23 protein-coding genes are annotated in these 24373 nt (G+C 60.6%); 10 read left to right on the top strand and 13 right to left on the bottom strand.

Annotation, left to right across the window (positions count from 1 at the left end):
- Nucleotides 1-45 precede the first annotated feature (45 nt).
- Complete coding sequence (locus tag C4J84_RS01935; RefSeq protein ID WP_124428442.1) at nucleotides 46-2496, bottom strand: glycogen/starch/alpha-glucan phosphorylase; 2451 nt, start codon at nucleotides 2494-2496, stop codon at nucleotides 46-48.
- A 228-nt stretch (nucleotides 2497-2724) separates the two neighbouring features.
- Between C4J84_RS01935 and C4J84_RS01930 the strand changes: the two genes are divergently transcribed.
- Nucleotides 2725-3159, top strand: coding sequence for a YkgJ family cysteine cluster protein (locus C4J84_RS01930; RefSeq protein ID WP_003237464.1), 435 nt, complete (start codon nucleotides 2725-2727; stop codon nucleotides 3157-3159).
- Between the two features lie 176 nt (nucleotides 3160-3335).
- Here C4J84_RS01930 and typA read toward each other — a convergent pair whose 3' ends face one another.
- Complete coding sequence (typA, locus tag C4J84_RS01925; RefSeq protein ID WP_124434855.1) at nucleotides 3336-5156, bottom strand: translational GTPase TypA; 1821 nt, start codon at nucleotides 5154-5156, stop codon at nucleotides 3336-3338.
- Nucleotides 5157-5295: 139 nt separating this feature from the next.
- Complete coding sequence (thiI, locus tag C4J84_RS01920) at nucleotides 5296-6750, bottom strand: tRNA uracil 4-sulfurtransferase ThiI (RefSeq protein WP_124360869.1); 1455 nt, start codon at nucleotides 6748-6750, stop codon at nucleotides 5296-5298.
- Between the two features lie 334 nt (nucleotides 6751-7084).
- Between thiI and glnA the strand changes: the two genes are divergently transcribed.
- The 4 genes from glnA to ntrC all read left to right on the top strand — a co-directional run bounded on the left by glnA (nucleotide 7085) and on the right by ntrC (nucleotide 12139).
- Nucleotides 7085-8491: a glutamate--ammonia ligase gene (glnA, locus tag C4J84_RS01910; RefSeq protein WP_124360867.1), complete on the top strand. Its 1407-nt coding sequence runs from the start codon at nucleotides 7085-7087 to the stop codon at nucleotides 8489-8491.
- 207 nt (nucleotides 8492-8698) lie between these two features.
- Nucleotides 8699-9235, top strand: coding sequence for a chorismate mutase (locus C4J84_RS01905; protein WP_124434853.1), 537 nt, complete (start codon nucleotides 8699-8701; stop codon nucleotides 9233-9235).
- 385 nt (nucleotides 9236-9620) lie between these two features.
- The gene (glnL, locus tag C4J84_RS01900; RefSeq protein ID WP_005783937.1) at nucleotides 9621-10706 is read left to right on the top strand and encodes a nitrogen regulation protein NR(II); all 1086 of its coding nucleotides are present in this window, start codon (nucleotides 9621-9623) and stop codon (nucleotides 10704-10706) included.
- Nucleotides 10703-12139: a nitrogen regulation protein NR(I) gene (gene ntrC / locus C4J84_RS01895; protein ID WP_124434852.1), complete on the top strand. Its 1437-nt coding sequence runs from the start codon at nucleotides 10703-10705 to the stop codon at nucleotides 12137-12139. Before glnL ends, ntrC begins: the two co-directional genes overlap by 4 nt.
- Before the next feature lie 451 nt (nucleotides 12140-12590).
- On the opposite strand, the gene C4J84_RS01885 is transcribed toward ntrC, so the two are convergent.
- A complete protein-coding gene (locus C4J84_RS01885) occupies nucleotides 12591-13031 on the bottom strand; it encodes a hypothetical protein (protein ID WP_124434851.1) in 441 nt (146 codons plus the stop codon).
- On the opposite strand from C4J84_RS01885, the gene C4J84_RS01880 reads away from it, so the two are divergent.
- Nucleotides 13030-13485, top strand: a complete 456-nt coding sequence (locus tag C4J84_RS01880; RefSeq protein WP_124434850.1) for a tRNA (cytidine(34)-2'-O)-methyltransferase — start codon at nucleotides 13030-13032, stop codon at nucleotides 13483-13485. The genes C4J84_RS01885 and C4J84_RS01880 overlap by 2 nt on opposite strands.
- Before the next feature lie 122 nt (nucleotides 13486-13607).
- Here C4J84_RS01880 and secB read toward each other — a convergent pair whose 3' ends face one another.
- Genes secB through C4J84_RS01865 form a run of 3 tightly spaced genes read right to left on the bottom strand, consistent with a single transcriptional unit; the run spans nucleotide 13608 to nucleotide 14791 of the window.
- Nucleotides 13608-14087 carry a protein-export chaperone SecB gene (secB, locus tag C4J84_RS01875; protein WP_124434849.1) on the bottom strand — a complete coding sequence of 160 codons (480 nt, stop codon included), beginning with the start codon at nucleotides 14085-14087 and terminating at the stop codon, nucleotides 13608-13610.
- 34 nt (nucleotides 14088-14121) lie between these two features.
- Complete coding sequence (gene grxC, locus C4J84_RS01870; protein ID WP_124365491.1) at nucleotides 14122-14376, bottom strand: glutaredoxin 3; 255 nt, start codon at nucleotides 14374-14376, stop codon at nucleotides 14122-14124.
- A 1-nt stretch (nucleotide 14377) separates the two neighbouring features.
- Nucleotides 14378-14791 (bottom strand): rhodanese-like domain-containing protein, encoded by a 414-nt coding sequence (locus C4J84_RS01865; RefSeq protein ID WP_124360862.1) that lies wholly within the window; start codon nucleotides 14789-14791, stop codon nucleotides 14378-14380.
- Between the two features lie 151 nt (nucleotides 14792-14942).
- Here C4J84_RS01865 and gpmI point away from each other — a divergent pair, with 151 nt between their 5' ends.
- The 4 genes from gpmI (at nucleotide 14943) to C4J84_RS01845 (ending at nucleotide 20145) form a co-directional block, all read left to right on the top strand.
- Nucleotides 14943-16469, top strand: coding sequence for a 2,3-bisphosphoglycerate-independent phosphoglycerate mutase (gene gpmI / locus C4J84_RS01860; protein ID WP_124369266.1), 1527 nt, complete (start codon nucleotides 14943-14945; stop codon nucleotides 16467-16469).
- A gap of 258 nt (nucleotides 16470-16727) precedes the next feature.
- A complete protein-coding gene (locus tag C4J84_RS01855) occupies nucleotides 16728-18023 on the top strand; it encodes a murein hydrolase activator EnvC (protein ID WP_124365489.1) in 1296 nt (431 codons plus the stop codon).
- 30 nt (nucleotides 18024-18053) lie between these two features.
- Complete coding sequence (locus C4J84_RS01850) at nucleotides 18054-19370, top strand: S41 family peptidase (RefSeq protein WP_124365488.1); 1317 nt, start codon at nucleotides 18054-18056, stop codon at nucleotides 19368-19370.
- A 1-nt stretch (nucleotide 19371) separates the two neighbouring features.
- Nucleotides 19372-20145 carry a divergent polysaccharide deacetylase family protein gene (locus C4J84_RS01845; RefSeq protein WP_124434848.1) on the top strand — a complete coding sequence of 258 codons (774 nt, stop codon included), beginning with the start codon at nucleotides 19372-19374 and terminating at the stop codon, nucleotides 20143-20145.
- A 164-nt stretch (nucleotides 20146-20309) separates the two neighbouring features.
- Here the strand turns inward: C4J84_RS01845 and C4J84_RS01840 are convergent, their stop codons facing one another.
- From C4J84_RS01840 to hisB, 6 genes are all read right to left on the bottom strand, one after another.
- Complete coding sequence (locus tag C4J84_RS01840) at nucleotides 20310-21065, bottom strand: ABC transporter substrate-binding protein (protein WP_124434847.1); 756 nt, start codon at nucleotides 21063-21065, stop codon at nucleotides 20310-20312.
- Nucleotides 21066-21128: 63 nt separating this feature from the next.
- Nucleotides 21129-21899, bottom strand: a complete 771-nt coding sequence (gene hisF, locus C4J84_RS01835; protein ID WP_124434846.1) for an imidazole glycerol phosphate synthase subunit HisF — start codon at nucleotides 21897-21899, stop codon at nucleotides 21129-21131.
- A 9-nt stretch (nucleotides 21900-21908) separates the two neighbouring features.
- Complete coding sequence (hisA, locus tag C4J84_RS01830; RefSeq protein ID WP_027605077.1) at nucleotides 21909-22646, bottom strand: 1-(5-phosphoribosyl)-5-[(5-phosphoribosylamino)methylideneamino]imidazole-4-carboxamide isomerase; 738 nt, start codon at nucleotides 22644-22646, stop codon at nucleotides 21909-21911.
- Between the two features lie 39 nt (nucleotides 22647-22685).
- Nucleotides 22686-22943, bottom strand: coding sequence for a DUF2164 domain-containing protein (locus C4J84_RS01825; protein ID WP_005783916.1), 258 nt, complete (start codon nucleotides 22941-22943; stop codon nucleotides 22686-22688).
- Nucleotides 22944-23582 carry an imidazole glycerol phosphate synthase subunit HisH gene (gene hisH, locus C4J84_RS01820; RefSeq protein ID WP_124402789.1) on the bottom strand — a complete coding sequence of 213 codons (639 nt, stop codon included), beginning with the start codon at nucleotides 23580-23582 and terminating at the stop codon, nucleotides 22944-22946.
- On the bottom strand, nucleotides 23582-24175 hold the full coding sequence (gene hisB, locus C4J84_RS01815) for an imidazoleglycerol-phosphate dehydratase HisB (protein WP_003237513.1): 594 nt from the start codon (nucleotides 24173-24175) through the stop codon (nucleotides 23582-23584). Before hisB ends, hisH begins: the two co-directional genes overlap by 1 nt.
- Nucleotides 24176-24373 lie beyond the last annotated feature (198 nt).

The raw sequence follows: 24373 nt of genomic DNA, 5'->3' as shown, positions 1-24373 counted from the left end.
CGCTATCGGGAGCAAGCCCCCTCCCACATTTTTTTACTGTGGCGTTTAGTCGAGGGCTTTCCAGATTTCGGTGGCGTATTCGCGGATCGTCCGGTCCGAGCTGAACCAACCCATCCGCGCCGTATTCAGCACCGCCGAGCGCCACCAGGCCTTGGAGTCATGCCAGTGCGCCTCGACCCGCGCCTGGGCGTCCCAGTAGGAGTCGAAGTCGGCACACACCAGGAAGCGGTCGTACTCGATCAGCCCATCGACCAAGCCCACGTACCGGCCCGGATCATCCGGCGAGAACACCCCGCCACGGATCGCCTGCAGCACATCGCTCAAGCGATGGGAGGCGGCGATTTCCGGCCCGGCGTTGAACTCACCGGTGTGCTTGCGGCCTTCGACCTGCTGGGCACTGAGGCCGAAGATGAACATGTGCTCGGCGCCCACCCGCTCGTGCATCTCCACGTTGGCGCCGTCCATGGTGCCGATGGTCAGCGCACCGTTGAGGCCGAACTTCATGTTACTGGTGCCCGACGCCTCGAAACCGGCGGTGGAGATCTGCTCGGACAAATCCGCCGCCGGGATGATGCTCTCCGCCAGGCTGACGTTGTAGTTGGGCAGGAACACCACTTTGAGCAAGCCGCGTACGGTCGGGTCGTTGTTGACGGTGCGCGCGATATCGTTGGTCAGCTTGATGATCAGCTTGGCCTGGTGATAACTCGCCGCGGCCTTGCCGGCGAAGATTTTCACCCGAGGCACCCAATCGACCTCCGGCTCGGCCCGGATCGCCTGATACAGCGCCACGGTGTGCAGCAGGTTGAGCAACTGGCGCTTGTACTCGTGGATCCGCTTGACCTGCACGTCGAACATCGCCGCCGGGTTCACCGAAATGCCCAGGCGCTCATGGATGATCTCGGCCAGCGCCCGCTTGCTGTGCAGGCGCTGGTCGGCGAAGGCTTTGCGGAAGGTCTGTTTCTCAGCGAAGGTTTCCAGCTCGCCCAGGCGTGTTTCCATGTTGTCGAGAATGTCAGCACCCAGCGCTTTCACCAGCATATCGGTGAGCTGGGGGTTGGCCTGGTACAGCCAGCGGCGGAAGGTGATGCCGTTGGTTTTGTTGTTGATGCGCTCAGGGTAGAGCTTATGCAGTTCGGAAAACACCGTGCTGCGCATCAGTTGGGTGTGCAGGCCGGACACGCCATTGACACTGTGGGAACCGAGGAACGCCAGGTTGCCCATGCGTACACGGCGGCCGTTGTCTTCTTCAATCAACGACACGGCGCGCAGCACGTCAAAGTCGTGAATGCCCTTGGCGCGCAGCGAGTCGATATGCTGGGCGTTGATCAGGTAGATGATCTGCATATGCCGGGGCAGCATGCGCTCCATCAAACCGACCGGCCAGGTTTCCAATGCCTCGGGCAGCAAGGTGTGGTTGGTGTAGGAAAGCGTTTCGACAGTGACGTCCCACGCCGCTTCCCACGGAATGTCGTGCAGGTCGACCAACTGGCGCATCAACTCGGCCACGGCGATGGACGGGTGGGTATCGTTGAGTTGAATGGCGGCGTGTTCGCCCAGGCTCAGCACCGAGCCATGCATGTTTTTGTGGCGGCGCAGCAAGTCTTGCAACGAGGCGGAAACGAAGAAGTATTCCTGGCGCAGGCGCAGTTCCTGCCCCGCTTCGGTGCTGTCGGCCGGGTAGAGCACCCGGGAAATGCTTTCGGCGCGGGCCACCTCGGCCACGGCGCCCAAGTGGTCACCGGCGTTGAAGCGTTCCAGGTGCAGGTCTTCCACCGCACGGGCTCGCCACAGGCGCAGGGTATTGACGCTGGCACCCCGCCAACCGACCACCGGGGTGTCGTAGGCAACGGCACGTACTGTTTCGCTGGGCGTCCACACCTGGATCAGCTTACCGGAGGCGTCCGGCAGGGTTTCGACGCTGCCGCCAAAGCCGATCGGGTAAATCACCTCGGCGCGCTCGAACTCCCACGGGTTGCCGAAATCCAGCCAGCGTTCGGTCTGCTCCTGCTGCCAGCCATCGACAATCGCCTGGCGGAACAAGCCATGTTCGTAACGAATGCCATAACCGTGGCCGGCAATGCCCAGGGTCGACATGCTTTCCATAAAGCAGGCGGCCAAGCGCCCCAGGCCACCGTTGCCAAGCGCCGCGTCGGGTTCGAGCAGGCGGATGCGCTCAAGGTCCACGCCCAGCTCGGACAGGGCTTCGCGCGCGATTTCCAGCACGCCGAGGTTGCTCAGGCTGTCGTAGAGCAAGCGACCGATGAGAAATTCCAGCGAGAGGTAATAAACCCGTTTCTGGCCTTTGCGGTAGATGCGCCGCGTATGGTCCATCCAGTGGTCGACCATCTGGTCGCGAGCGGCCAGGGCAATGGCTTCGAACCAGTCGTGGTCGAAGGCGTGATCCGGGTCCTTGCCCACCGCGTAGGTGAGTTTGGTCAAGACAGCATCGCGAAATGCGGCTACCTCTGCTTCTCGTGCAAGTGGTTCCTGAGACATCAATTGCGACCTCGGGCGAGATAGAAGGAGTTGCTAGAGCCTAGACGGTCTGACAGACGGTGGACGCTCTGGTTCGTCAGTTTTTTAACTCATTGCGCGTTGCATGAATTTGATGCAGAGGTCGTGCCTGATCGCCATTCGCGCAGAAACTCTGAAAAGGTTGTTCAAAAAACCACCAATCCCGGTATGATCGCGCGCCCGGATACAGCCCCACCTTTTGGAACCCTGATGAAGCCTCAACTGATCGCCGCCGCGGAACTCGACCGTCTCGAGACCTGGCAGAAATATTCCGCCCACATGTGCGGTGGCTGCGTGTCCAGCTGCTGCACGCTGCCGGTCGAAGTGAAGATCAAGGACCTGATCCGCATCGGCATCGTCGATGAGTTCGAGCGCGGCGACCCGCCGAAGAACATCGCCAAGCGGTTGCAGAAGGAAGGCATCGTCGAGCGCTTCAATTCCAAATCCGAGATTTTTACCTTGCAGCGCATGAGCAACAACGACTGCTTGTACCTGGATCGTAAGACGCGCTTTTGCACTATTTATGACAAACGCCCGGATACCTGCCGCAACCACCCGAAAATCGGGCCGCGGCCGGGGTATTGCGCGTACAAGCCCAAGGAAGTGGTGCGCGAGACTAATTTCAAGACACTCGACAAGTTTTGATGATCGTTCCCACGCTCCGCGTGGGAACGCAGCCCTGGACGCTCCGCGTCCGCTCTTGAGGGCGGGACGCAGAGCGTCCCCAGAGGCATTCCCACGCAGAGCGTGGGAACGATCAGACATAAAAAAACGCCCCCGACCTTTCGACCGGGGGCGTTTTTCATTCAGCCTGAGTTAACTCAGTTCTTGGCTTTCTTGGCAGCGCGGGTGCGCTCGCCTTCGTCCAGGATCTTCTTACGCAGGCGGATCGACTTAGGCGTGACTTCGCACAGCTCGTCGTCCTGGATGAATTCCAGAGCCTGTTCCAGGGTGAACTTCACCGGTGGAACCAGAGCGATGGTTTCGTCTTTGCCCGAAGCACGCATGTTGTCGAGCTTCTTGCCTTTGGTTGGGTTGACGCCCATGTCGTTGTCACGGCTGTTCAGACCAACGATCTGACCGTTGTAGATCTCTTGACCGTGTTCAACGAACAGCTTGCCACGCGCCTGGAGGGTTTCCAGGGAGTAGGTCAGCGCCTTGCCGGTTTCTACCGATACCAGAACACCGTTCTGACGGCCGGACATGTCGCCGGACTTCATGGTGTCGTAGCGATCGAAGATCGAGGTCAAGATGCCAGCACCGTTGGTCAGGGTCAGGAACTGGTTACGGAAACCGATCAGACCGCGAGCAGGGATGTTGTATTCCAGACGTACACGGCCTTTGCCATCCGGCACCATGTTGGTCAGGTCGCCCTTACGCAGGCCCATCTCTTCCATCACCTTGCCCTGGGATTCTTCCGGGGTGTCGATGGTGACGTTTTCGAACGGTTCCTGCTTCACGCCGTCAACGGTACGGATGATCACTTCCGGACGACCAACACCCATTTCGAAGCCTTCGCGACGCATGGTTTCGATCAGTACCGAGAGGTGCAGCTCACCACGGCCGGAGACCTTGAACTTGTCGGCCGAGTCGCCTTCTTCAACGCGCAGGGCAACGTTGTACAGCAGCTCTTTGTCCAGACGCTCCTTGATGTTACGGGAGGTCACGAACTTGCCTTCTTTACCGCAGAACGGCGAGTCGTTGACCTGGAAGGTCATGGAAACGGTCGGCTCGTCAACGGTCAGAGGCTTCATCGCCTCGACGGTGTCCGGCTGGCACAGGGTGTCGGAGATGAACAGCGAGTCCATGCCGCTGACGCACACGATGTCGCCAGCGAAGGCTTCTTCAACGTCGATACGGTGCAGGCCGTGGTGGCCCATCAGCTTCAGGATACGGCCGTTACGCTTCTTGCCGTCGGCGCCGATCGCCACAACCGGGGTGTTCGGCTTGACGCTGCCACGGGCGATACGGCCAACGCCGATAACACCCAGGAAGCTGTTGTAGTCCAGTGCCGAGATTTGCATCTGGAACGGGCCTTCACGGTCAACCTTCGGTGGTGGAACGTGGTCAACGATGGCCTGGTACAGCGGGGTCATATCTTCCGCCATGTCGGTGTGTTCCAGACCGGCAATACCGTTCAGGGCCGAGGCGTAGATCACTTGGAAATCAAGCTGCTCTTCGGTGGCACCCAGGTTGTCGAACAGGTCGAAGATCTGGTCCAGAACCCAGTCCGGACGCGCGCCTGGACGGTCAACCTTGTTGATGCACACGATCGGACGCAGGCCGGCTTCGAAGGCCTTCTTGGTCACGAAACGGGTTTGCGGCATAGGGCCGTCTTGAGCGTCAACCAGCAGCAGAACGGAGTCAACCATCGACATTACGCGTTCTACTTCGCCGCCGAAGTCGGCGTGGCCCGGGGTGTCCACGATGTTGATGTGGTAGCCGTTCCAGTTGATTGCGGTGTTTTTTGCCAGGATGGTAATACCGCGCTCTTTTTCCTGGTCGTTGGAGTCCATCACGCGCTCGTCGTTGAGCTCGTTGCGCTCCAGGGTGCCGGATTGACGCAAGAGTTTGTCTACCAGGGTGGTTTTACCATGGTCAACGTGAGCAATGATGGCGATGTTACGTAGATTTTCGATCACTTGTGTATCTCGATCAGAGGATTCGGTGTGCTGACAGGTCGTGGCAGCGATTTACAGTAGAGTCAGGCCTTGCCGTTACAGCTTGACGGCAGAGTCGGGGGGCCGGTGACGCAGGCCACAGGCAAACAGCCCCGGGCTCTTAGCTCGGTCGATAAACGCGCACATTGGCATGCCCCTCACTGAGCAAATGGTGGGCATGCAGGCGACTCATCACGCCTTTGTCGCAATACAGCAGGTACTGACGGCTGTCATCCAGTTCCTTGAAACGCGCGTTCAATGCATAAAACGGCAGCGTTTGTACGTCGATGCCAGGAATTTCCAGCGGCTCATCTTCGGCGGCATCCGGGTGACGGATGTCGACGATGATCTGGCCGGCCAGGGCTTCGCTGACTTCTTCGATCTGCACATCCTGGCCCAGCTCGTCGATGACGCGATCGATCGGGACCAGTTTGGCGTTCTCGAGCGCTCGCTCCAGAATCGCCATGTCGAACTGTTGTTCTTCATACTCCACGCGGTTGCGCTTGGCGTGGGTCTTGGGGTTCACCGAGATGACCCCGCAATACTCAGGCATATGCTTGGCAAAGTCGGCGGTGCCGATCTGCTCTGCCTGATCGATGATGTCCTGCTTGTGGCTGGCGATCAGCGGGCGCAACACCAGTTTCTCGGTGACGCAGTCGATGATCGACAGGTTTGGCAGCGTCTGGCTGGATACCTGAGAGATCGCTTCACCGGTCACCAGCGCGTCGATCTGCAACCGATCGGCAATCCGCGACGCCGCGCGCAACATCATACGCTTCAATACGACGCCCATATGACCGTTATCGACTTTGCCGAGAATTTCGCCCAGCACTTCCTCGAACGGTACGCTCACAAATAGCACGCGTTGGGAGCTGCCGTACTTCTTCCAGATAAAGTGCGCGACTTCCATCACGCCCAATTCGTGTGCACGCCCGCCCAGATTGAAGAAGCAGAAGTGGCTCATCAGGCCGCGACGCATGATCTGGTAGGCCGCCACCGTCGAATCGAAACCGCCGGACATCAATACCAGGGTCTGTTCCAGGGCACCCAGCGGGTAGCCGCCGATGCTGTTGTGCTGGCTGTGGATCACGAACAACCGTTTGTCGCGAATTTCCATGCGCACTTCAATTTGCGGTGCTTTCAGGGAAATTCCGGCGGCGCCGCACTCGCGACGCAGCTTGCTGCCGACGTACTTCTCTACGTCCATGGAGCTGAACGGATGCTTGCCGGCACGCTTGCAGCGCACCGAAAAGATCTTGCCGGCCAGCGCGTCACCGAAGTGCTGTTTGCACTTCTCGGTGATGTCGTCGAAGTCGCCCAGCGGGTACTCATCCACCTGCAGGAAATGCGCGATACCCGGCATGCAGCTCAGGCGCTCGGTCATGTCCTTCAAGGCTTTGGCGTCGGTCAGGCGGGTTTCCAGCTCGAGGTTGTCCCACACGCCATTCACCACCACAGCCGGGTCCAGGTCACGGAGCACGGCACGGATGTTCTTGGCCAATTGACGGATGAAACGCGTCCGTACCGGTCGGCTCTTGATGGTGATCTCGGGGAAGACTTTAACGATTAATTTCATGGAAACAGCGCGCGCCGGGCCTGCTGAAAAAGGGGGGCGCGGATTATAGCGGAAATCGCTCAAGGTTTAACCAGTTAATATGCAGCGCATTCGCTGCGCACCAAAACGGGTCATTTTCGCCCGTTAGCGCTACATTGCAGTGCGCTATTTGCCACGCTTTGGCCGATTGCACCGTTATAGGGGCCATTTTGACGCAAAAAGACCATGTTGGCGCACTGGCATGCAATTTGCTCTCTTGTGAGGCAGGTTGCCTTGGCGGAGTATCCGCGCCGGCATCACCCAAATTCTAAGGGCTAACTCCACTACCCTAGCCCGAAGCCACCCGGAGGACACCATGTCGAAGTCGGTTCAACTCATCAAAGATCATGACGTTAAATGGATTGATCTGCGCTTCACGGACACTAAAGGTACTCAGCACCACGTGACCATGCCGGCTCGCGACGCGCTGGATGATGCTTTCTTCGAAGAAGGCAAGATGTTCGACGGTTCCTCCATCGCCGGCTGGAAAGGCATCGAAGCCTCCGACATGATCCTGATGCCGGACGACAGCACTGCCGTCCTCGACCCGTTCACCGAAGACCCAACCCTGATCATCGTCTGCGACGTGATCGAGCCTTCGACCATGCAAGGCTACGACCGCGACCCACGTGCGATCGCCAAGCGTGCCGAGGAATACCTGAAGTCGACCGGTATCGGCGACACCGTATTCGTAGGCCCGGAGCCAGAATTCTTCATCTTCGATTCGGTCAAGTTCAAGTCCGACATCTCCGGCTCCATGTTCAAGATCTACTCCGAACAAGGTTCGTGGATGTCCGACCAGGACGTGGAAGGCGGCAACAAAGGCCACCGTCCAGGCATCAAAGGCGGCTACTTCCCAGTTCCGCCGTTCGACCACGACCACGAAATCCGTACCTCCATGTGCAATGCCATGGAAGAAATGGGCCTGGTCATCGAAGTTCACCACCACGAAGTGGCGACTGCCGGCCAGAACGAAATCGGTGTGAAGTTCAACACCCTGGTCGCCAAGGCTGACGAAGTCCAGACCCTGAAGTACTGCGTACACAACGTGGCTGATGCCTACGGCCGTACCGCTACCTTCATGCCTAAGCCGCTGTACGGCGATAACGGTTCGGGTATGCACGTTCACTTGTCCATCGCCAAAGAAGGCAAGAACACCTTCGCCGGCGAAGGTTATGCCGGCCTGTCCGACACCGCCCTGTACTTCATCGGCGGTATCATCAAGCACGGTAAGGCCCTGAACGGCTTCACCAACCCGTCGACCAACTCCTACAAGCGTCTGGTCCCAGGCTTCGAAGCGCCGGTGATGCTGGCCTACTCGGCCCGTAACCGTTCCGCTTCTATCCGTATCCCTTACGTGTCCAGCCCGCGCGCTCGTCGTATCGAAGCCCGCTTCCCGGACCCGGCAGCCAACCCATACCTGGCTTTCGCAGCCCTGGTCATGGCTGGCCTGGACGGCATCCAGAACAAGATCCACCCTGGCGACGCCGCCGACAAAAACTTGTACGACCTGCCGCCTGAAGAGGCCAAAGAGATTCCACAAGTGTGCGGCAGCCTGAAAGAAGCCCTGGAAGAGCTGGACAAGGGCCGTGCGTTCCTGACCAAAGGCGGCGTGTTCAGCGACGACTTCATCGATGCCTACATCGAGCTGAAAAGCGAAGAAGAAATCAAGGTTCGTACCTTCGTACACCCACTGGAATACGAGCTGTACTACAGCTGCTGATCCGGTAGCGCTGCTTGACGTAGCGTGATTGAAAAAAGGGCCTCCTTCGGGAGGTCTTTTTTTGCCTGCGCGATTACCTGTTTCACCTCTTCAAACCCAATAAAAAATGTGGGAGGGGGCTTGCTCCCGATGGCAGAGTGTCAGGCAGTATAGGTATGACTGACACACCGCCATCGGGAGCAAGCCCCCTCCCACAGGAGATCTGCGTTGAAACATAGATTTGTGTTCGCCCTGCTGTTCGTCAGTGCCGGTGCTTGCGCCGCCCCGCCTACCCTTGAGCCACTGCTCAACAGCATCGCCGAGCGCCTGGAGATCGCCGACCAGGTAGCCTTGAGCAAATGGGACAGCCATAAGCCCGTGGAAGATAAAAAGCGCGAGCAGGAAGTGATCGCCAGCGTCGTCGCCCAAGCACCGAGCTACAAACTGGACCCCGCCGCTGCCGAGCAATTCTTCGCGGCGCAGATCGAGGCCAACAAACTGGTGCAGTACACCCATTTGTCCGACTGGCAATTCCAGGGCAAGGCCCCCGACGATCCGCGTCCGGACCTGGTCAAGCAGATTCGCCCGCGATTGGATGAGCTGCAAAAACGCCTGCTGCAACAGTTGGCCGACTTCGCTCCTCAGCGCACCGACCCCAAATGCCCTCAATGGCTGGCCGAGGCCGTGCATGAGCCATTGAATGACCCGCTGCGCCAACTGGCGATGATCCGCGCTACAGCCGAGTTGTGCATCTACAAAGGTTAAAGCCTGCAAACCCAATCAAAACTGTGGGAGGGGGCTTGCCCCCGATAGCGGTGGTTCAGGCATGTGAATGTCGACTGACACTCCGTCATCGGGGGCAAGCCCCCTCCCACATTTGATTGCATGTATTCAGGACCGTCTCTGGCAGCTTCCTGAACAACCTTTACAAAACCGCACTATATTGGTGCGATAGGTTGCACCCATCCCAGCGATCCAGCCCATTTTGGTTCGATTCTTCCCGAATAAGCTGGCAGAACGCCACAGTTTCGCGCCTGAACCCCTTATTTCAGGGCTTTAACGCTTCTTTTCGGAGCCTTGGTTTGGTTTTTGCATTTTCCTTGTATCAGCGTGTGCCTCAAGCCTGCGCCTTGCTCCAAAAGAGGTCCTGATGACCATCAGTGATGCACTGCACCGTTTGTTACTCGACAACCTGACCACCGCGACCATCCTGCTCAACGCCGACCTGCGTCTTGAGTACATGAACCCGGCGGCGGAGATGCTCCTGGCCATCAGCGGCCAGCGCAGCCATGGGCAGTTCATCAGCGAATTGTTCACCGAGTCGGCCGAGGCCTTGAGCTCGTTGCGCCAGGCCGTGGAGCAGGCACACCCGTTCACCAAGCGCGAAGCGATGCTCACCGCACTCACCGGCCAGACCTTGACCGTCGACTACGCGGTGACGCCGATCCTGAGCAATGGCGCGACGCTGCTGCTGCTCGAAGTGCACCCCCGCGACCGCCTGCTGCGCATCACCAAGGAGGAGGCGCAGCTGTCCAAGCAGGAAACCAGCAAGATGCTGGTGCGCGGCCTGGCCCACGAGATCAAGAACCCGCTGGGCGGCATTCGTGGCGCGGCGCAGTTGCTGGCCCGCGAGCTGCCGGAGGAGCATCTCAAGGACTACACCAACGTCATCATCGAAGAGGCCGACCGCCTGCGCAACCTGGTGGACCGCATGCTCGGCTCCAACAAGCTGCCGTCGCTGGCGATGACCAACGTGCACGAAGTGCTGGAGCGCGTCTGCCAACTGGTCGAGGCCGAAAGCCAGGGCTGCATCACCCTGGTGCGCGACTATGACCCCAGCATCCCCGATGTCTTGATCGACCGCGAGCAGATGATCCAGGCGGTGCTCAACATCGTGCGCAACGCCATGCAGGCCATCAGCAGCCAGAACGAGCTGCGCCTGGGCCGCATCAGCCTGCGCACCCGTGCCCTGCGCCAGTTCACCATCGGCCATGTGCGCCACCGCCTGGTGACCAAGGTCGAAATCATCGACAACGGCCCGGGCATTCCTGCGGAATTGCAGGAAACCATCTTCTTCCCCATGGTCAGCGGCCGCCCGGACGGTACCGGGCTGGGCCTGGCCATTACCCAGAACATCATCAGCCAGCATCAGGGCCTGATCGAATGTGAGAGCCATCCCGGCCACACCACGTTCTCGATCTTCCTGCCATTGGAACAAGGAGCCCCCACGACATGAGCCGTAGTGAAACTGTCTGGATCGTCGATGACGACCGTTCTATCCGCTGGGTCCTGGAGAAAGCCTTGCAACAGGAAGGCATGACCACCCAGAGCTTCGACAGCGCCGACGGTGTGATGAGCCGCCTGGCTCGCCAGCAGCCGGATGTGATCATCTCCGATATTCGCATGCCCGGCGCCAGCGGCCTGGACCTGCTGGCGCGGATTCGCGAACAGCACCCGCGCCTGCCGGTGATCATCATGACGGCGCACTCGGACCTGGACAGCGCTGTCGCGTCGTATCAGGGCGGCGCCTTCGAATACCTGCCCAAGCCGTTCGATGTGGATGAGGCGGTGGCGCTGGTCAAGCGCGCCAACCAGCACGCCCAGGAACAGCAGAACCAGGAAGCCCCGCCGGCCCTGACGCGCACGCCGGAAATCATCGGTGAAGCGCCGGCGATGCAGGAAGTGTTTCGCGCCATCGGGCGCTTGAGCCACTCCAACATCACCGTGCTGATCAACGGCGAGTCGGGTACCGGTAAAGAGCTGGTCGCGCACGCGCTGCACCGTCACAGCCCTCGGGCGGCGTCGCCGTTTATCGCGTTGAACATGGCGGCTATCCCGAAGGATTTGATGGAGTCCGAGCTGTTCGGCCATGAAAAAGGTGCGTTCACCGGTGCGGCCAACCTGCGGCGCGGGCGCTTTGAGCAAGCGGACGGCGGCACCCTGTTCCTCGATGAAATCGGCGACATGCCCGCCGATACCCAGACCCGCCTGCTGCGGGTGCTGGCCGATGGTGAGTTCTATCGCGTCGGCGGGCATACGCCGGTCAAGGTCGATGTACGGATCATCGCGGCGACCCACCAGAACCTGGAAACCCTGGTCCACGCCGGCAAATTCCGCGAGGACTTGTTCCATCGCCTCAACGTGATCCGCATCCACATCCCGCGCATGTCGGACCGCCGCGAAGACATCCCCACCCTCGCCCGTCACTTCCTCAGCCGCGCCGCCCAGGAGCTGGCCGTCGAGCCGAAGCTGCTGAAAAGCGAGACCGAGGAATACCTGAAGAACCTGCCATGGCCCGGCAACGTACGCCAGCTGGAGAACACTTGCCGCTGGATCACGGTGATGGCCTCCGGGCGCGAAGTGCATATCAGCGACCTGCCGCCGGAACTGCTGAGCCTGCCGCAGGATTCGGCACCGGTCACCAACTGGGAACAGGCACTGCGCCAATGGGCGGACCAGGCCCTGGCACGCGGCCAGTCGAACCTGCTGGACAGCGCCGTGCCGGCGTTCGAGCGGATCATGATCGAGACCGCGCTCAAGCACACCGCTGGCCGCCGTCGCGATGCCGCCGTGCTGCTGGGTTGGGGGCGTAACACCCTGACGCGCAAGATCAAGGAGCTGGGGATGAAGGTCGACGGCGGTGACGACGACGAAGGTGACGAAAGCTGATCACCGCTCTCTGATCCACCGAAGATCCAATGTGGGAGGGGGCTTGCTCCCGATGGCAGAGTGTCAGTCAACATCTACCTGACTGATACACCGCTATCGGGAGCAAGCCCCCTCCCACATTTGGATCTTCACAAGGTTTCGGGATCGTGCACCGCTTCAATGCACCATGAACCGGCGTTGGGCACGGGCCTGATACCTGAAAGATCGTTATCGCTGAAGAATTCTCGACAGCTCATACCACCAAAGCCCCGAATTCCGGGGCTTTGCGCTTTCTTGCAAGTTTTTAGGGCGCCAATTGCAAACTCTGGCACGCCCCCTGCAATACCTCTTGTACTACCCAGTTTCGGGGACCTTGGTACAGGCAGGCCGAGAATCCCCTCTTTAACACCGAAGCCCTAGGCTTCACCACGTTTTGGGAGCCCTGGTACAGGCAGGCCGGGAACTCCCTCTTTTATTGCTCGTGGAGATGGATCTCCAGCCGCCAGCGGTCATCGACCTCTTCGCCCTTCCACTCCCCACGCAATGGCCGAGCCGCCACCAGGTTCAGCAGCAAACCGCCGTCGGTCTTGCGTACGCGCCAGTTCACGTCCTTGTCATTGACCTTGAGTTGCCCACTGGCGGCCTTGCCCTGTGCGTCGAACAGCAGCGCCACGGTGCCGTCGATATGCTCGCCGTGCAGCTTGGGTTCGCTGTTGAACCACACCACCAAACCGTCCGCCGCAGGTTCCACCTGCTGCAGCTCGACCGGGTCCGCAGTGGTCAAGCGACCGATCATCAAGCCAATCATCAAGCCGACAATCGCCAGTGAGCCGAGCACCCGCGGCAATAGCTTCGGCCTCGGGTCGTCTTCGGGGGTAGAATGCAGCGCATCTTTACCTTCGGAGCCGTGCATGTTTCACGTCATCCTTTTTCAACCAGAAATTCCGCCGAATACCGGCAACGTTATCAGGCTGTGCGCCAACACTGGCTGCCACCTGCATTTGATCGAGCCGTTGGGCTTCGACATGGACGACAAACGCCTGCGCCGCGCCGGGCTGGATTACCACGAGTACGCCACCCTCAAGCGCCACGCCGACCTGGCAAGCTGCCTGGAAAGCCTGGGCCACCCGCGCTTGTTCGCGTTCACCACCAAGGGCTCGCGGCCGTTTCATGATGCCAGCTTCGCCGAGGGCGACGCGTTTCTGTTCGGCCCGGAGAGCCGGGGCCTGCCGGCCGAAGTACTCGACGCCCTGCCCGACGGCCATCGCCTGCGCTTGCCGATGCGTGAAGGCTGCCGCAGCCTGAACCTGTCGAACACCGTCGCCGTGGCGGTCTATGAAGGCTGGCGCCAACTCGGCTTCAAGTAACACCGCATAGCAAATGTGGGAGGGGGCTTGCCCCCGATAGCGGTATTTCAGCCAGCATATCTGTAGCTGACCCACCGCCATCGGGGGCAAGTCCCCCTCCCACATTTTTTTACCGCATCGACTTATTGAACCGTCGACGAACCTTCCTGTTGCATGCGCTGCAGCTCTTGAGCGTACAGGGCATCGAAGTTCACCGGTGCCAGCATCAGCGCCGGGAACGAGCCACGGGTGACCAGGTTGTCCAGGGTCTCACGCGCATACGGGAACAGGATATTCGGGCAGAACGCGCCCAGAGTGTGGCTCATGGACGCTTCGTCCAGGCCCTGGATCAGGAAAATACCGGCCTGTTGCACTTCAGCGATGAAGGCCACTTCTTCGCCGTTCTTGACGGTGACCGACAGGGTCAGCACGACTTCGTGGAAGTCACCTTCCAAGGCTTTTTGACGGGTGTTCAGGTCCAGCGCAACGCTTGGGGTCCACTCCTGGCGGAAGATGGCCGGGCTTTTCGGTGCTTCGAACGACAGGTCACGCACATAGATGCGCTGCAGCGAAAACTGTGGGCCTTGGGCTTCTGCTGCTTCGGTGTTCTGTTGATCAGTCATCGCAGATCCTTCTCTATCTTGGGGCTTTTAGGGGTTAGGCGGACAGCAGCGCATCAAGTTTACCGGCGCGCTCAAGGGCAAACAGGTCGTCGCAGCCACCGATGTGCCGGGTGCCGATCCAGATCTGCGGGACCGACGTGCGCCCTGCCTTCTGGGCCATTTCGGCGCGCACCTGGGGCTTGCCATCGACTTTTATCTCTTCGAAGGCAACGCCCTTCTTACCCAGCAAAGCCTTGGCTCGCACGCAATAAGGGCAATAATCGCTGGAATACACGACAACCTGGCTCATATCACTTCACCAGCGGCAGGTTATCGGCCTTCCAGCTGCCGATACCGCCGGACAGTTTGGCGGCGGTGAAGCCGGCCTTGAGCATTTCACGCGCGTGAGTGCCGGAATGCTGGCCCTGGGCGTCGACCAGGATGATGGTCTTGGCCTTGTGCTTTTCCAGCTCGCCCAGGCGCGCCATCAGCTTGTCCTGGGGAATGTTCAGGGCACCGACGATATGGCCGGCGGCGAAATCCTTGGCCGGGCGGATATCCACGACAACCGCTTCATCCTTGTTGACCAGCGCGGTCAGCTCCGACGTGCTCAGGCTGCGGCCACCACGGCTCAATTCGTGAGCGATCAGCAGCGCCAGCAGGATGACGAAGGCGCCCACGAGCAGATAGTGGGCAGTGGCAAATGCAATCAGGTGATCAACCATCAAGGAGGTTCCAGGGCGTTAAAATGGCGGTAAGTATACACAGCCGCCAGGGGCGGCCAACCCCCGTAAAGCGGTGACGCGGTTGGAACTTCGCTTTAAACTGCCACTCCCTTTTCCATTGTCTTCCTTTATTACCGCCGCGAGAGGATCTATGACTACCACGCCTAAACCTTTGGTCCTGATTATTCTCGATGGCTTCGGACACAGTGAAAGCCACCACGACAACGCTGTGTACGCAGCGAACAAGCCCGTGCTGGACCGCCTCACCGCCACCGTACCCAACGGTCTGATCTCCGGTTCCGGCATGGACGTGGGCCTGCCGGACGGTCAAATGGGCAACTCGGAAGTCGGCCACATGAATCTCGGCGCCGGACGAGTGGTCTATCAGGACTTCACCCGTGTGACCAAAGCGATCCGCGATGGCGAGTTCTTCGAGAACCCGACCATCTGCGCGGCGGTGGATAAAGCCGTCGCCGCCGGCAAGGCCGTGCACTTCATGGGCCTGCTGTCCGATGGCGGCGTGCACAGCCATCAGGACCACCTGGTGGCCATGGCCGAACTGGCCTTCAAGCGCGGCGCCGACAAAATCTACCTGCACGCCTTCCTCGATGGCCGCGACACCCCGCCCAAAAGCGCGCAGTCGTCCATCGAACTGCTCGACACCACCTTCGCCGCCCTGGGCAAGGGCCGTATCGCCAGCATCGTGGGCCGCTACTTCGCCATGGACCGCGACAACCGCTGGGATCGCGTAGCCCAAGCCTACAACCTGATCGTCGACGGCCAGGCCGAATTCAACGCCCCTACCGCCCAACAAGGCCTGGAAGCCGCCTACGCGCGTGGCGAGAGCGATGAATTCGTCAAGGCCACCACCATCGGCGAGCCGGTGAAGGTCGAAGACGGCGACGCCATGGTGTTCATGAACTTCCGCGCCGACCGTGCCCGGGAGCTGAGCCATGTGTTTGTCGACGACGGCTTCAAAGACTTCGAACGCGCACGCCAGCCGAACGTCGAGTTCGTCATGCTGACCCAATACGCTGCCAATATCCCGGCCCCCTCGGCATTCGCTCCGGGCAGCCTGGAAAACGTGCTGGGCGACTACCTGGCAAAAAACGGCAAGACGCAACTGCGCATCGCCGAAACCGAAAAATATGCCCACGTGACCTTCTTCTTCTCCGGCGGGCGTGAAGAACCGTTCCCCGGCGAAGAGCGCATCCTGATCCCCTCGCCCAAAGTCGCCACCTACGACCTGCAGCCGGAAATGAGCGCACCGGAAGTCACCGACAAGATCGTCGACGCCATTGAGCATCAGCGTTACGACGTGATCGTGGTCAACTACGCCAACGGCGACATGGTCGGTCACAGCGGCAACCTGGAAGCGGCGGTCAAGGCCGTGGAATGCCTGGACCTGTGCGTCGGCCGCATTGTCGACGCCCTGGACAAGGTCGGTGGCGAAGCGCTGATCACGGCGGACCACGGCAACTGCGAGCAGATGTCCGATGAATCCACCGGCCAGGCGCATACGGCCCACACCACCGAACCGGTGCCGTTCATCTACGTCGGCAAGCGCGACTTCAAAGTGCGCAACGGTGGCGTACTGGCGGATGTGGCACCGACCATGCTGATGTTGATGGGGCTGGAGAAGCCAAAAGAGATGACCGGGACCTCGATCTTGGTCTGATCTAAACAGCAACGCATAACAATGTGGGAGGGGGCTTGCTCCCGATAGCGGTGTGCCAGTCGACGCTTATGTGACTGAGCTACCGCAATCGGGAGCAAGCCCCCTCCCACATTAGCTTTGCAGCGTTTGCTAGATATCTTTTTGCCATACCACCGCCACTCGGCACCTATCTTGCCCGCCAGCCCCAATTGGGCGTTTTTTTTGCAGCGCTTGGCGGGCATACTAGGCCGTCCCTTTCCCCTGGTGTCGCCCGCCTCTATGCTTCGCGCCTTGATTACCCTTGCTCTTGTCTGCCTGCTCCAACCGGCGTTTGCCGATGAGCGCGCCCAAACCCAACAACAGTTGGACGCTACGCGTCAGGATATTACCGAGCTGAAAAAACTGCTCGGCAAGCTCCAGGAAGAGAAATCCGGCGTGCAGAAAGACCTGCGCGGCACGGAAACCGAAATGGGCAAGCTGGAGAAGCAGGTCCAGGAGCTGCAAAAAGAATTAAAGAAGAGCGAGTCGGAACTGGAGCGACTCGACGCTGAGAAAAAAAAACTCCAGAGCGCACGCGTTGAGCAGCAACGCCTGATCGCGATCCAGGCCCGCGCCGCCTACCAGAGCGGCCGCCAGGAATACCTCAAGCTGCTGCTCAACCAGCAGAACCCGGAAAAATTCGCCCGCACCCTCACCTATTACGATTACGTGAGCCAGGCACGCCTGGCGCAATTGAAGAGCTTCAACGAAACCCTGCGCCAGTTGGCCAATGTCGAGCAGGAGATCAATGACCAGCAGGCACAGCTGCTCGACCAGAAAACCGCACTCGACACCCAGCGCAACGAACTCGATAAAGTCCGCAAGGAACGCCAGCAAGCCCTGGCCAAGCTCAACGACGATGTAAAAGCCCGCGACGCCAAGCTGCAAGCGCGCGAGCAAGACCAGGCCGATTTGGCCAAAGTGCTCAAGACTATCGAAGAAACCCTGGCCCGCCAGGCGCGCGAGGCCGAAGAAGCGCGGCAAAAGGCGTTGATCGCGCAGCAGGAAGCCGAAAAAAAGCGCCAGCGTGAGGCCGAACTGGCAGCCACTACCGATGCGCCGGCTCCACGCAAACCGGCACATGCAGCGCCTGGCCCGCTGGTTTCCAGCAGTGGCGAGTCGTTCGGCGGGCCTTTTGCTTCAGCTCGCGGAAAACTTCCATGGCCCGTTGATGGTCGACTATTGGCACGCTTTGGGGAAACCCGTGGCGACGACACCCGCGCCAAGTGGGATGGGGTGATGATCAGCGCCTCTGCCGGCAGCCAGGTCCACGCCGTCCACGGCGGGCGCGTGGTGTTCGCCGATTGGCTGCGCGGGGCCGGTTTGCTGGTGATTCTTGACCACGGTAATGGCTATTTGAGCCTTTATGGCCACAATCAGACGTTACTCAAGTCGGCAGGTGATGTGGTAAAAGCCGGTGAATCCATCTCCACTGTCGGTAACAGTGGTGGCCAGGACACGCCGGCGCTGTACTTCGCTATTCGTCAGCAGGGTCGCCCGAGCGATCCCGCACAATGGTGCCGATCCCAAGGATAGGGTCGCATCTACATTAGGAGCTCGTTCGACATGCTGCATTTGTCCCGCCTCACTTCGCTGGCCCTGACGATCGCCCTGGTGATCGGCGCGCCTCTGGCTTTCGCCGACCAGGCCGCACCGGCTGCGCCCGCCGCTATGGCCGCGACCACCAAGGCGCCGTTGCCGCTGGACGAGCTGCGCACCTTTGCCGAGGTCATGGACCGGATCAAGGCAGCCTATGTCGAACCCGTAGACGACAAGACCCTGCTGGAAAATGCCATCAAGGGCATGCTCAGCAACCTCGACCCGCATTCCGCCTACCTGGGCCCGGAAGATTTCGCCGAACTGCAGGAAAGCACCAGCGGTGAGTTCGGCGGCCTGGGCATCGAAGTGGGCTCCGAAGACGGCCAGATCAAAGTGGTCTCGCCCATCGACGATACCCCTGCGTCCAAGGCCGGCATCCAGGCCGGCGACCTGATCGTCAAGATCAACGGCCAGCCGACCCGCGGCCAATCCATGACCGAAGCCGTCGACAAGATGCGCGGCAAGCTCGGCCAGAAAATCACCCTGACCCTGGTGCGCGACGGCGGCAACCCGTTCGACGTGACCCTGGCCCGCGCGACCATCACGGTCAAGAGCGTGAAGAGCCAGTTGCTGGAGTCGGGCTACGGTTACATCCGCATCACCCAGTTCCAGGTCAAGACCGGCGACGAAGTGGCCAAGGCCCTGGCCAAGTTGCGCAAGGACAATGGCAAGAAGCTCAACGGCATCGTGCTCGACCTGCGCAACAACCCAGGCGGCGTGTTGCAGTCGGCGGTGGAAGTGGTCGATCACTTCATCACCAAGGGCCTGATCGTTTACACCAAGGGCCGTATCGCCAATTCCGAGCTGCGCTTCTCGGCCACCGGCAACGACCTCAGCGAGAACGTGCCGCTGGCCGTGCTGATCAACGGCGGCAGCGCCTCGGCATCGGAGATCGTCGCCGGCGCCCTGCAAGACCAGAAGCGCGGCGTGCTGATGGGCACTACCAGCTTCGGTAAAGGTTCGGTACAAACGGTGCTGCCGCTCAATAACGAGCGTGCGCTGAAGATCACCACGGCGCTGTACTACACGCCCAATGGTCGCTCGATCCAGGCCCAGGGCATCGTGCCGGACATCGAAGTGCGCAGGGCCAAGATCACCAACGAGATCGACAGCGAGTACTACAAGGAAGCCGATCTGCAAGGCCACCTGGGCAATGGCAACGGCGGGGCCGACCAGCCGACCGGCAGCGGCGCCAAAGCCAAGCCGATGCCGCAGGACGACGACTACCAGTTGGCCCAGGCGCTGAGCCTGCTCAAGGGCCTGAGCATCACGCGCAGCCGTTGATATGCGTGTTGCACTGATTATCGCGGTGCTGTGCAGCCTGGCCGGATTCGCCCAAGCGACGCCGGCCGGCGAGCCGCACAAAGCCTACCTGACCCTGATCATCGACGACCTGGGGCAAAACCTGCCCAGGGATCGTCGCGTGCTGGCCCTGCCTGGGCCGGTCACCACCGCGATCATGCCCGACACCCCCCACGCCGCCGAATTCGCCCGCGAAGCCCACAAGGCCGGCAAGATTGTCATCCTGCACATGCCCATGGACCCGGCCACCGGGCCGTTCGCCTGGCACCCTGAGCTATCCCTCGAAGAGCTGGGCAAGCGCCTGGACGCGGCGTTCGAGGCCGTGCCCTACACCGCTGGCATCAATAACCATATGGGCAGCCGCATGACCGCGCAGCCGGCAGCGATGGCGTGGTTAATGGGCGAGCTGCAGCGGCGCCACAAGTTCTTTGTGGACAGCCGTACCAGCGCACAAACGGTGGCTGCGGCTGAGGCGCAAAAGATTGGTTTGGCGCATGTTTCGCGGGATGTATTCCTCGATGACGAACGCACCGAGGCGGCGATTACCACGCAGTTGCAAACCGCAATCAAGCTGGCGCACAAGCAGGGTTCGGCGGTGATGATCGGGCATCCTTATCCGCAAACGCTGGCGGTGCTCGAGCGCGAGCTGCCCAAGCTCAAGGCCCAGGGTGTGGAGTGGATCGATATCAAGTTGATGATCAGCGTGCGCAGTAACCGGGCGATGGCCGGGCACGGCAAAGACGGCATTTACCGCTAAATGAAGGCTGCGAAGATCCAATGTGGGAGGGGGCTTGCTCCCGATGCGGTGGGCCAGCCCCTAATGTATTGACTGACACTCCGCCATCGGGAGCAAGCCCCCTCCCACATTTTTGACCGCGTTTATTCTGCTGATTCCCCTGCGCCGCATGGGAACTGCAACCTTTAGAGGTAACGCGCCATGATTTCGTCTACTCGACCGCTCTTGCGTAATTCATCCAGCGCGGCCTGAAGCCTGGCCACCAATTCATCCGGCACCTCCTTGTTCAACGCCAAGTAAAGCTGCGCACTGTTGAAGCGCAGTACGGTCTTGAGCCCGTTCACCCCCACCTGCCGCGCCAGGTAACGGCCAGCGGGATCGCCGGTGGCCCACAGGTCTATCTGGCCCTCCATGAGCTTTTGCGCATTATCCTGGTCACGCAAGGCGACAATCGGCTTGAGCCCCTGCTTGTCCAGGCTCTGGGCAATGGCATCGCCCTTGTAGGCGCCAATCCTGTAGCGGCGCGCCTGCTCAAGGCCGTCGAGCTGGATCTTGCTGTCAGCCTTGGCCAGCAGCACCCAATCGTCCGGGCCGATGGGGCCGACCCATTTGAACAAGGCTTCACGGTCCGGCAAACGCGCCATGACGAACACGCCATAGCCAGGCTTTTCCAGGGCGAGTTTGTAGATTCGCTCCCAAGGAAACCGTAACGTGAGATTGTAGGAAATGCTGGCGCGCTTGAAAGTTTCCCGCACGATGTCCACGGCGATGCCTTCGATGTTCTCGTCCTTGGCGAAATTCTTGCCGTTTTTCGCCATGTTGTAGGGCGGGAAATTTTCCGTCAGTAACACCAGGGAGGCGTCGGACGATTCTTCGGCGTGTGCCGTAGCCACCATGAGCATGGAGGAACTGGCGAGGGCGAGCAGCAGGTGTTTGAACATGAAGGCTACCGGAATCCATGGCAAGCGCAGAGAGTGCCGCGAGCCTGCCATGGTGTCCAGCGTTTAGCGAACGACGATACCGCGCGCGGCCATGTAGGCCTTGGCCTCGGGGACCGTGTATTCGCCGAAGTGGAAAATACTCGCCGCCAGCACCGCGCTGGCGTGGCCTTCGATGACGCCATCGGCCAAGTGCTGCAGGTTGCCGACCCCACCGGAGGCGATTACCGGGATGCCCAGCGCGTCGCTGATGGCGCGCGTCACGCCCAGGTCGAAGCCGTTTTTCATGCCGTCCTGGTCCATGCTGGTCAGCAGGATTTCACCGGCGCCCAGGCCTTCCATCTTCATCGCCCATTCCACCGCGTCCAAACCGGTGGGCTTGCGCCCGCCATGGGTGAAGATCTCCCAGCGCGGGGTTTCGCCAGGGCCGGAGACTTTCTTGGCGTCGATAGCAATCACGATGCACTGCGAGCCGAAGTGCTGCGCGGCCTCGCCGACGAACTCCGGGTTGAACACCGCCGCCGTGTTGATCGAGACCTTGTCCGCGCCGGCATTGAGCAGATTGCGGATGTCCTGCACGGTGCGCACGCCGCCGCCCACGGTCAGCGGGATAAACACCTGGCTGGCCATGCGCTCGACGGTGTGCAAGGTGGTGTCGCGGCCGTCGACGCTGGCGGTGATGTCGAGAAAGGTAATTTCGTCGGCACCTTGCTCATCGTAGCGACGGGCGATTTCCACCGGGTCGCCGGCATCCCGGATGTTCTCGAACTTGACGCCCTTGACCACGCGACCGTTGTCGACGTCCAGGCAAGGGATGATGCGTTTGGCCAGCGCCATGGTCAGTCCTCAGCCGTTGTAGGCATCGCAGTAAGCCTGGGCTTCGGCGACGTCCAGGGTACCTTCGTAGATCGCGCGGCCGGTGATGGCGCCGATGATGCCAGGCGCCTTGGCGTCCAGCAGCGACTTGATATCGCCCAGGTTGTGGATACCACCGGACGCAATCACCGGAATCTTCGTCGCCGCCGCCAGCGCTGCGGTGAACGGCACGTTGCAGCCCTGCATCATGCCGTCTTTGGCGATGTCGGTATAAACGATAGCGGACACGCCGTCGGCTTCGAACTGCCTGGCCAGGTCGATCACTTGCACAGTGCTGATCTCAGCCCAGCCGTCGGTGGCGACGAAGCCGTCTTTGGCGTCCAGGCCCACGATCACTTTGCCTGGGAAGGCGCGGCAGGCTTCGGCAACGAAGGCCGGATCTTTCACGGCCTTGGTGCCGATGATCACGTAGCTCACGCCGGCCTTGACGTAGTGCTCGATGGTTTCCAGGGAACGGATGCCGCCGCCGATCTGGATCGGCAGGTTCGGGTAGCGCCTGGCGATGGCGGTGACCACCTCGCCATTGACCGGCTGGCCTTCGAAGGCGCCGTTCAAGTCCACCAGATGCAGACGACGGCAGCCCCCTTCCACCCATTTGGCAGCCATGCTCACCGGGTCATCGGAGAACACGGTGGAATCTTCCATGCGGCCTTGGCGCAGACGTACGCAGGCGCCGTCCTTGAGATCGATAGCGGGGATAATCAGCATCTGGCAAACCTTATTCGATATTCAGCAATGCTTGGGAAATCAGGGTTTCTCAAGCGACCACAAGTCGCTTTCGATGCTTTCGAACCTTTCTTTAAGGAGCGTCTGCGTATCGAAAATCGCCCTGTTGTAATAGTGCGGCGCCACTTCGGTGGTGAACAGCTCAAGAATCTCGGCGACCTCGAACGAGCCCAGCTTGAGCTCGAAGCGGTCCTCCATGAAACGCTTGATCTTGTCAGTAGCCTCACGTTCCTGCTCAGGCGTAAGGTTCAAGATCGGCGGCTTGGGCTTCTTGGCCATTTACCAGCGACCGTCCCACGCGGCAAAGTTCTGCAGCAATTGCAGGCCATGGGTATGGCTCTTCTCCGGGTGGAACTGCACGGCAAAGCGCGAACCGTCGGCCAGCGCGGCGGCGAAGTCGACGCCGTAGTGCCCGCCACCCACCACCTGCTCCGGTTTACCGGCGGCGATGTAGTAGCTGTGCACGAAGTAGAAGCGCGCCATGTCCGGCACTTCGTGCCACAGCGGGTGATCCATGCTCTGGCGCACTTCGTTCCAGCCCATGTGCGGGACTTTCAGGTGGGCGCCGTCTTCATGCAGGTCCTTGCCAAAGAACTTCACCTGGCCTGGGAACAGGCCGATGCAGTCAACGCCGTCGTTCTCTTCACTGCTGTCGAGCAAGGCTTGCATACCCACGCAGATGCCGAGGAACGGGCGGTCCTGGCTGACTTCACGCACCAGGCTGTCAAAGCCCAAACGGCGGATCTCGGCCATGCAGTCGCGAATCGCGCCCACGCCTGGGAACACCACGCGGTCGGCTTCGCGAATCACGCTGGCATCGCTGGTGATCAGCACCTTGCCGGCCCCGACGTGCTCGAGGGCCTTGGCCACCGAGTGCAGGTTACCCATGCCGTAATCGATAACCGCGACCGTCTGCATTACAAAACGCCCTTGGTCGACGGCATTTGCCCGGCCATGCGGTCATCGAGCTCGACGGCCATGCGCAACGCGCGGCCGAAGGCCTTGAACACGGTTTCGATCTGGTGGTGGGTGTTGGTGCCGCGCAGGTTGTCGATGTGCAGGCTGACGAGTGCGTGGTTGACGAAACCCTGGAAGAATTCCTGGAACAGGTCGACATCGAAGCCGCCCACGGTGGCGCGGGTGTAGGGCACGTGCATCTGCAGGCCTGGGCGGCCGGAGAAGTCGATGACTACGCGCGACAGCGCTTCATCCAGCGGGACATAGGCGTGGCCGTAGCGACGAATGCCTTTTTTGTCGCCGATGGCCTTGGCAAATGCCTGGCCGAGGGTGATGCCTACGTCTTCCACCGTGTGGTGGTCGTCGATATGCAGGTCGCCCTTGCTGACGATATCCAGGTCGATCAGCCCGTGACGGGCGATCTGGTCCAGCATGTGCTCAAGAAAAGGGACACCGATATCAAATCGGGCCTTTCCGGTGCCATCCAGGTTGATCGAGGCTTTGATCTGGGTTTCCAGAGTGTCGCGCTCGACGGACGCCATACGTTCGACCATCACCAGCTCCGCAAATCATTGGGCGAAAAAGGCAGCCATTATAGGGGCGCGGGCGCTAAACAGAAACATCGGAGGGGATAAGACTGACGAGTTGATCAAAGCGCCCCAGCATGGTGCGCGAAGATCATTCCCACGCTCTGCGTGGGAATGCCGCCTGGGACGCTCCGCGTCCCGCCAACAGGTGTAAGACTCAGAGCC

The organism is Pseudomonas sp. R11-23-07, assembly GCF_003852295.1.
In the GTDB taxonomy this organism is placed as follows: domain Bacteria; phylum Pseudomonadota; class Gammaproteobacteria; order Pseudomonadales; family Pseudomonadaceae; genus Aquipseudomonas.
The sequence above is the reverse complement of the archived record's forward strand: the minus strand, read 5'-3'. Positions and strand labels throughout refer to the sequence as shown.